At 63.6% G+C, this 8,115-nt stretch carries 8 protein-coding genes; 6 read left to right on the top strand and 2 right to left on the bottom strand.

The genetic code is table 11. From position 1 onward, the window contains the following. The 6 genes from ACKOED_RS04705 to ACKOED_RS04680 form a co-directional block, all read left to right on the top strand. Positions 1 to 682, top strand: a 682-nt coding sequence (locus tag ACKOED_RS04705; RefSeq protein ID WP_408915418.1) for a glutamine amidotransferase-related protein, incomplete at its 5' end; no start/stop codon positions are given. A gap of 3 nt (positions 683 to 685) precedes the next feature. After that, a complete protein-coding gene (locus tag ACKOED_RS04700; RefSeq protein WP_408915417.1) occupies positions 686 to 3,037 on the top strand; it encodes a DUF3772 domain-containing protein in 2,352 nt (783 codons plus the stop codon). Positions 3,038 to 3,047: 10 nt separating this feature from the next. Beyond that, positions 3,048 to 3,473, top strand: a complete 426-nt coding sequence (locus ACKOED_RS04695) for a PaaI family thioesterase (protein ID WP_408915416.1) — start codon at positions 3,048 to 3,050, stop codon at positions 3,471 to 3,473. Then, positions 3,470 to 4,300 (top strand): 3-deoxy-8-phosphooctulonate synthase, encoded by an 831-nt coding sequence (gene kdsA, locus ACKOED_RS04690; protein ID WP_408915415.1) that lies wholly within the window; start codon positions 3,470 to 3,472, stop codon positions 4,298 to 4,300. The genes ACKOED_RS04695 and kdsA overlap by 4 nt, the downstream gene beginning before the upstream one ends. A gap of 66 nt (positions 4,301 to 4,366) precedes the next feature. Next, the gene (gene eno, locus ACKOED_RS04685; RefSeq protein WP_408915414.1) at positions 4,367 to 5,644 is read left to right on the top strand and encodes a phosphopyruvate hydratase; all 1,278 of its coding nucleotides are present in this window, start codon (positions 4,367 to 4,369) and stop codon (positions 5,642 to 5,644) included. Further along, positions 5,616 to 6,299: a hypothetical protein gene (locus ACKOED_RS04680; RefSeq protein ID WP_408915413.1), complete on the top strand. Its 684-nt coding sequence runs from the start codon at positions 5,616 to 5,618 to the stop codon at positions 6,297 to 6,299. Before eno ends, ACKOED_RS04680 begins: the two co-directional genes overlap by 29 nt. A 2-nt stretch (positions 6,300 to 6,301) precedes the next feature. Here the strand turns inward: ACKOED_RS04680 and ACKOED_RS04675 are convergent, their stop codons facing one another. Both ACKOED_RS04675 and ACKOED_RS04670 read right to left on the bottom strand, forming a co-directional pair. Beyond that, entirely contained in the window at positions 6,302 to 7,231 is a 930-nt protein-coding gene (locus ACKOED_RS04675) for a DMT family transporter (RefSeq protein ID WP_408915412.1), read from the bottom strand. Then, the gene (locus ACKOED_RS04670) at positions 7,228 to 8,103 is read right to left on the bottom strand and encodes a DMT family transporter (RefSeq protein WP_408915411.1); all 876 of its coding nucleotides are present in this window, start codon (positions 8,101 to 8,103) and stop codon (positions 7,228 to 7,230) included. The genes ACKOED_RS04675 and ACKOED_RS04670 overlap by 4 nt, the downstream gene beginning before the upstream one ends. Between the last annotated feature and the right edge of the window lie 12 nt (positions 8,104 to 8,115).

The following is an 8,115-nucleotide window of genomic DNA, read 5'->3' as shown; positions in this document are numbered from 1 at the left end:
CATCGCCAACAAGGTGAAGGTCAACGTGGAGTGGATCGAGGCTGAGGTCTTCGAGAAGGAAGATCCCGCACCCTATCTCGAGGGTGTGCATGGCATTCTGGTTCCCGGCGGATTTGGCGAGCGCGGCTCCGAGGGCAAGATCAAGGCGGCCACCTTCGCGCGCACCCGCAAGGTTCCCTATTTCGGCATCTGCTTCGGCATGCAGATGGCCTGCATCGAGGCGGCGCGCTCTCTCTGTGGCATCGAGGGCGCGAGTTCCACCGAGTTCGGCGAGACGAAGGAGCCCGTCGTCGGCACCATGACGGAGTGGATGAAGGGCAACGAGCTCGAGATCCGCAAGGCCGGCGGCGACCTCGGCGGCACCATGCGGCTCGGCGCCTATGAGGCGGACCTGAAGCCGGAAAGCAAGATTGCAGAAATCTATGGATCAACGCGCATCAGCGAGCGGCACCGCCACCGCTACGAGGTGAACACCCATTACCGCGGCCGGCTGGAAAAGGCAGGCCTCCTGTTCTCCGGCATGTCGCCGGATGGGCTGCTGCCGGAGACCGTGGAATACCCCGATCATCCGTGGTTCATCGGGGTTCAGTATCACCCCGAGCTCAAGTCGAAGCCGTTCGATCCGCATCCGCTTTTCAGGTCCTTCGTGGCGGCGGCGGTCGAGCAAAGCCGCCTCGTCTGAGCCATGCGGGCGGTGCTCAAACTGGCACTCGCCGCAGTCTGGGCGCTTCTGCTGGCGGCAGCGCCGGCTGTCGCCCTCGATGCCGGCCTCATCGCCAAGAACGAGCAGGCGCTCGCCAGCTATCGCGCCGATTTCGACGGCGCCAACAAGCAGTTCCGCGGACCCTATGTCTCCGACGATAACCTGACCGCGATCAAGGGTGCCTTCGAGCGGGTGCGGACCTCCAGCGCCCAGAGATCAGCCGAACTGCAAGGCCCATTGTCCGAGGTCGCGCAACAGCTCACTTCACTCGGGCCACCGCCAGATAGCGGACAGGAAGACGCGGGCGTGGCGGAAACGCGTGCTCAACTGATCGCCACACGAGACAAGCTGCAGAGCCTGAGATCGCAGTTCGATGTTCTGGCGATCAATGCCCAGCAGAGCGCCGGTCAGGTTACCGCTTTGCAGCGCGACCAGTTCTTCGAGCGGATTTTTGACCGCAACCGGTCGATCCTCAATCCCTCGTTGTGGGCCGATGTGGGCAAGGGAGCGATTGCGCTGTCGACAGCCTTACGCTCGCTGCTCTCGGAATGGTGGAACAGCGTCCGGCTGAGTGCCAATCCGCTGGGCTTGGTGGTTGTTCCCGTGTTTGTCGCCGCTTTCTTCGCCGGATACCGGATTTTGAGCCGACAGCTCGGGCGGTGGACGGAGCGCTTCACCAAGACCGGCTCCGAGGCCGACGACATGACGCGGCTGTGGACGATTTTACGGTCGTTGCTGGGCACAGTTGTCACGCTGTTGGTTCTGCTGGGGCCCATTCATCTCGCGCTCGAGTCAAGCGGCTACATGACCGCGCTGGTTCGCACGGAGTGGAAAGCGATTATCGTTACCGTAGTAGCCGCGTACTTCTTCTACAAGCTGGCGCGGGGTATGGCTGCGCCAGGTCATCCCGAGCTGCGCATCATCGATCTGGATGACAGTGCGGCGGCACGGTTCCCAATACTCGCTGGCGTCATTTGTTTCGTATCCGTCTTCAACGCACAGCTTATCGATGTGGCGGACGGGCTGTATCTCGGCATCCAGTACACCGTCGGGCATTCTGCCGTGTCGGCGCTGGTCTTGTTGAGCCTGCTCAGCATCATCCTGCACACGCTGACCCATCAGAGTGGCCTGCCGAAGCCTGCCGGGCACAATCTCTACTTTGGATGGGCGCCTGTCTTTACGCCGCTGGCGTGGCTGTTGATCCTGATCGGCTTCGGAGCGTTGCTGTTGGGCTACCTCGCGCTGGCCGACTATCTGGCGCATCAGCTGGTCCGCACCGGCATGCTGCTGACGGTGCTGGTGATGCTCTATCATCTGCTCGACGCCACGGTCGCGGCGAGCTTCGACCCTCACAGCGCGATCGGCACTTTTCTGCGCCGCGCAACCGGTTTAGGCGAGCGTTCGATCGAGCGTATCGGCCTGATCGTCCGCACGATTATCGACCTGGTGTTTATCGTCGGCGGCATTCCCGCGCTGCTCTTGGTGTGGACGCTGAACTGGGTGGATTTCGGCGGGTTCATCAACACGCTCACGCTGGGCTTCCAGGTTGGCAGCGTTACGATCTCGCCGGCCATGGTGTTGGGGGTAGCGGCTGTCCTGATCGCCGGCTTTCTGGCCACCAATCTCTTCAACCGCTGGCTCGGCAAGCGGATCCTGTCCGAGACGCGGATCAACAAAGGCGTGCAGGATTCGATCCTGAAGGGCGCCTCTTACGCCGGATATGTCCTTGCCATCGGTTTCGCGCTGAGCGTCGCCGGGCTGAATTTCACCAACCTCGCGATCATTGCCGGCGCGCTGGGCGTCGGCATCGGTTTCGGCCTGCAGTCGATCGTCAACAACTTCGTGTCGGGGCTGATCATCCTCGCGGAGCGGCCAGTGCGGGTCGGCGACTGGGTGTCGCTGGCCGATGGCGAAGGCATCGTCCGCCGCATCAATGTCCGCTCGACCGAGATCGAAACCTTCGACGGCTGTTCGATCATCCTTCCAAATTCGCAGCTGGTGACCGGTACGGTTCGAAACTGGACGCTTACCGACAATAAGGGGCGCATCACCGTGCCGGTCACGGTGGAAGTCGGCAATGACGCCGCGCTGGTGCTGAAGCTGCTCGCCGAAACGGCCCGCCACCACCCCAAGGTGCTGACCTATCCTGCGCCCTCGGCGGTTCTGTCGCGGATCGGGCTCAATGGCCTCGAGTTCGACTTGCGTGTGCATGTCGCCGATATCTTCGACGGCGGTCAGGTGGCGAGTGATCTCAGGCTCGCCGTTCTTGAGGCATTCGCGGCAAATGACGTGATCCTGAGCCAGGCGGTTGCAGTTAAACCGCAGCGGGCGTAGGACAACGCGCATGGAGAAACAGACCAGCCGCGCCATGGCGCTTGATGTCGCGCAGTGGAAGGCCTCGGCGATGGCCGAGACCATGAACATGCGGCTCATTGCGCTCGGCGATGGCACGGCCACCTTCGAGGCCACGCCTGGTCCAAAGTACTATAATCCGCAAATGCGCGTGCATGGCGGCTATGCGGCAACCCTGATCGACTCCGCCATGGGCTGTGCGGTGCAGACCAAGCTCGCCCCCAACACCGGCTATGGCACCATTGAACTGAAAGTGAATTACGTGCGCAAGATCGACGCCGATACCGGCCGGCTGCTGTGCACCGGACATGTGCTGCATGCCGGGCGCACCATGTTTACGGCGGACGCCAAGCTCACCGATGAGGCCGGAAAGCTTTATGCCCATGGATCGGGCACATTCCTGGTGTATCCTTCATGAAAGCCAATAGCATTGTTACGGCGGGCGCCACGAGCTTCGGCAATGCCCTCCCCATCGCGCTCATCGCCGGGCCCTGCCAGATGGAAAGCCGCGACCACGCCTTCATGATGGCCGGCCGGTTGAAAGAGATCTGCGCCAGGCTCGGCATCGGGCTTGTGTACAAATCGAGCTTTGACAAGGCCAACCGCACCAGCCTGTCCGGCAAGCGCGGCATGGGTCTGGAAAAATCGCTCGCCGTGTTCGCCGATATCCGCAAGGAGCTGGGCCTGCCGGTGCTGACCGATGTGCATGAGAACGGCCAGTGCGCCGAGGTGGCGAGTGTCGCCGATATCCTGCAGATTCCGGCCTTTCTGTGCCGTCAGACCGATCTCCTCGTGGCTGCCGCCAATACCGGGCGGGTGATCAACGTCAAGAAAGGGCAGTTCCTGGCGCCGTGGGACATGAAGAATGTGCTGGCGAAAATCGTCGACAGCGGCAACCCCAATGTGCTGCTCACCGAGCGGGGCGCGTCCTTCGGCTACAACACGCTGGTGTCCGACATGCGGGCGCTGCCGGTCATGGCGGAAACCGGCGCGCCGGTGATTTTCGACGCCACCCATTCGGTGCAGCAGCCGGGCGGGCAGGGGACGGCCTCCGGCGGCGACCGGCGCATGGTGCCGGTGCTGGCGCGGGCCGCCGTGGCGGTGGGGGTGGCGGGCGTGTTCATCGAGACCCACCAGGACCCGGACAATGCCCCCTCTGATGGCCCCAACATGGTGCCGCTCGTGCAGCTCGAAAAGCTGCTGGCCACTTTGATGGCGCTGGACCGGGTCGCCAAGGCGGCCTGAGGGCTGTCTTGCATTGGTCACGCAGAGCCGCCATAAGCGCGCGCATTGCACAGGGGAGCCTCCGCCATGACCACCATCATCGACATCACCGCCCGCGAAATTCTGGACAGCCGCGGCAACCCGACTGTGGAGGTGGACGTGGTGCTGGAGGACGGTTCCATGGGCCGCGCCGCGGTTCCGTCGGGCGCGTCGACGGGTGCCCATGAGGCGGTGGAGATCCGCGACGGCGACAAGGCCCGCTACCTCGGCAAGGGTGTGACCAAGGCGGTGGCCGCCGTCAATGGCGAGATTTTCGATGCCCTCGCCGGCATGGAGGCCGAGGACCAGATCGCCATCGACCGCGCCATGATCGAGCTTGACGGCACGCCCAACAAGAGCCGCCTCGGTGCAAATGCCATTCTGGGCGTCTCGCTTGCCACAGCAAAGGCGGCGGCCGATGCCTCGGGCCTGCCGCTCTACCGCTATGTCGGCGGCGCCGCGGCGCATCTTCTGCCGGTGCCGATGATGAACATCATCAATGGCGGCGCGCATGCCGACAACCCGATCGATTTCCAGGAATTCATGATCATGCCGGTGGGCGCGCAGAGCTTCCGCGAAGGCCTGCGCATGGGCGCTGAGATTTTCCACACGCTGAAAGCCGCGCTCAAGAAAGCCGGTCACAACACCAATGTCGGCGATGAAGGCGGCTTCGCACCCAACCTGCCCTCGGCCGAGGCGGCGCTCGATTTCGTGATGACGGCGGTTGCCCAGGCCGGCTACAAGCCGGGCGATGACGTGATGCTGGCGCTGGATTGCGCGGCCACCGAATTCTTCAAGAACGGCGTCTATGACTACGAAGGCGAGGGCAAGAAGCGCTCGATCGTCGAGCAGGCCGAATATCTCGCCAAGCTGGCCCGCGCCTATCCGATCTTCTCGATCGAGGACGGCATGGCCGAGGACGACTGGGAGGGCTGGCGGGAAGTGACAAGGCTGATCGGCGCAACCCACCAGCTGGTTGGCGATGATCTGTTCGTCACCAACACCCGCCGCCTCAAGGAAGGCATTTCAAGCCATGTCGCCAACGCCATATTGGTGAAGGTGAATCAGATCGGCTCGCTCACCGAAACGCTGGAAGCCGTTTCCATGGCGCACAAGGCGGCCTATGCCGCCGTCATGTCGCACCGCTCCGGCGAAACCGAGGACTCGACCATCGCCGACCTTGCTGTTGCCACAAACTGCGGTCAGATCAAGACCGGCTCGCTGGCGCGTTCAGACCGGCTGGCCAAGTACAATCAGCTTCTTCGCATCGAGGAAGAACTGGGGTCTCAGGCGGCATATGCGGGACGTTCAATCCTCAAGACCTAGCACGGCGAGGCTCGGCACGTTTCACATCGTCGTGTCGAGTGTCGCGGCGATTGCCGGCGTGGCGCTCGCGGCCTACCAGGTGTTCATGCCGCAGCCGGCCGCCCAGGCGCCGGTCAATGTGGTGGTCTCGCTCGATCCGCAGAAATCCGACTCCGGCGCGGCCGATATGACGATCGTCAAAAGCGACGCGCCGGCCATCGAAACCACCAGTGTGGACCTCACCAGGGGCGCGCGCATCACTTCGGCGCTGAAGGACGGCGGAGAGGAGCGCTACGCCATTGCGAACCTGTTCGACGGCGCGGAGGATACCTTTGTCGCCATCTCGCCGCCCGACGAGGAACTTGGCATTCAGGTGGAGTTTCCGGATGGCGAGGTTCACGAGGTGACGGCGATCGATTATCGCCCGCCCGAAGGTGTTGATCCCGCCAGTATGGCTGCGTCTGTCGACGTGACGGTGATGCCGGAATTCTCGGTCAGTGGCGCCGGTCTCGAGGTTTTCAGTTTCAGCCTGCCGCGCTCGGCGCAACCGCAGAGTTTCCCCAGTCCCGGCCGGGTGCGCGGCACCGGTGTGATCCTGCTGGTGAAGCCCAATCCGGCGGTTGAGAAAAGCTATGTCGGCGATTTCCGGGTGCTGAGCGAAAAAGTCGCGCCGTAGCTTCAGAGCCCGCCTGACGCCCTGACCGCGTAAAGTCCCGCGGCAATGATCACCGCTGTTCCGATGACCGTCGTCACGGCTGGAATCTCGGCAAACAGCAGATAGCCCCACAGCGGCACCCACAGCATGCCGGTGTATTCGAACACCGTGACCAGATTGGCCTTGGCCAGCCGGTAAGCATGGGTGAGGAGGGACATGGCCACCGCCGCGATCACCCCACACAGGCCCATCAGGAAGAGATCGCGCAGGTCCGGCATGGCCCAGGGGCGGACCAGAAAGTCGAGGCTGGGATGGCCGAAAGCGGTGATGCCCGCCGCGTGGAAGCCCAAGGCGATCATGGCCGCCGCCACCATGTAAACGCCGTTGACATAGAAGGCCATGACGGTGGTCGGCTCCTCGGCGCTGTAGCGCCGCGCCAGGATCATCGACAGCGCATAGGCCGCGGCGCTGAACAGGCTCAGCAGCGCGGCGGGCTCGAACAGTCCGGTGCCCGGCCTGAGGATGATCAACACCCCGATGAAGCCGGCGATCACCGCCGCCCAGGATTTGAGCGACACCCGCTCGCGCAGGAACAGGGCCGCCAGCAAGGTGACGAAGATCGGCGAGGTGAAGAACAGGGCAATCGCCTCGGCCAGCGGCAGCGCCGGAAAGGCCATGTAATAGGTGGTGTAGGACACAAGCAGGATGAACCCGCGGGCGATCAGCAGCCGCCAGTTCTTCGTCTTCAGCGCCTTGAGGCCCGCCTCGTAATGAACCATCACCAGCAGGATCGGCAGGCCCACCAGCGAGCGCAGGACGATGGCCAGGGTAACGGCGTGGGCGCCGCTCAGGCCTTTGAGGATCGCGTCCTGGATCGAAAAGATGAACACGCCGGCGCACAGCGAGGCGATGCCGATCAGGTTGCGGCGGGCGTTAAGCTCTGCTGGCGTCATGAGCTGGGCACCGCGCTGTCGGACCGGCGCTCCCGCTGAAAGATGTAAAGGCCGGAACCGACGATCAGCGCCGCGCCCGCTCCCGTCCACAGGTCGGGCCAGTCGCCCCAGATCAGGTAGCCAAACAGCGCCGCCCAGATCAGCGAGGAGTAGCTGAAGGGCGCCACCACCGATGCGGGCGCTGACCGGAAGGCGCGGATCAGGAACAGGTGCCCGAGCCCGCCCGCCACGCCGCTTGCCACCAGCAACAGCCAGTCGAAAGCCGAGGGCCAGTTCCAGAACCACGGCACGATCAGGCTGGTCACCACGGCGCCCATGGCGGCGGTGTAGAGCAGCGAAGTCAACGGATCGTCATCGCGCACCCGGCGGGTGAGAATCTGGTAGTTGGCGTTGAGCAGCGCGGCGCCCAGCAGGAACAGCATGCCATAGCCATAGGCCCCGAAGCCCTCCTGCCAGGGGCGGACCACGATCAGCGCGCCGAGAAAGCCAAAAAACACGCCCAGCCAGCGGCTTGCGCTGACTTTCTCGCCAAGTGCGGTAATTGACAGAACGGTCACCAGGATGGGGTTCAGGAACATGATGGTGGTGGCGGTGGCGAGCGGCGTGGTGCGGATGCCCGCGTTGAAAAGCGCGGTGGTGGACATCAGTAACAGCGAGCGCAGGAATTGCCGGCGCGGGTGGCGGCTGATCGCCAGCTGCGGGAGCCTGGGACCGCAGGCGATGATCGCCACGATGGTGGCGAAGAAGAATCGCGCCCATGTCACCTGAACCAGCGACAGATGTTCGAGCAGATGTTTCATGATCGCATCGAGCGAGATGAAACAGAACATGGTGGCGAGCATCCACAGGATGCCGCGGGTGCGGTCTTCCACGGGCTCCTGCAT

Origin of the sequence: Aestuariivirga sp. (assembly GCF_046093005.1) — a bacterium.
Lineage (GTDB): Bacteria > Pseudomonadota > Alphaproteobacteria > Rhizobiales > Aestuariivirgaceae > Aestuariivirga.
The sequence above is the reverse complement of the archived record's forward strand: the minus strand, read 5'-3'. Positions and strand labels throughout refer to the sequence as shown.

Excerpts from the sequence above, each read along its gene's own strand:
- ACKOED_RS04695 (WP_408915416.1), top strand. The coding sequence starts at position 3,048 with ATGGAGAAACAGACCAGCCGCGCCATGGCGCTTGATGTCGCGCAGTGG.
- ACKOED_RS04675 (WP_408915412.1), bottom strand. The coding sequence starts at position 7,231 with ATGACGCCAGCAGAGCTTAACGCCCGCCGCAACCTGATCGGCATCGCC.
- ACKOED_RS04700 (WP_408915417.1), top strand. The coding sequence starts at position 686 with ATGCGGGCGGTGCTCAAACTGGCACTCGCCGCAGTCTGGGCGCTTCTG.
- ACKOED_RS04680 (WP_408915413.1), top strand. The coding sequence starts at position 5,616 with ATGCGGGACGTTCAATCCTCAAGACCTAGCACGGCGAGGCTCGGCACG.
- eno (WP_408915414.1), top strand. The coding sequence starts at position 4,367 with ATGACCACCATCATCGACATCACCGCCCGCGAAATTCTGGACAGCCGC.
- kdsA (WP_408915415.1), top strand. The coding sequence starts at position 3,470 with ATGAAAGCCAATAGCATTGTTACGGCGGGCGCCACGAGCTTCGGCAAT.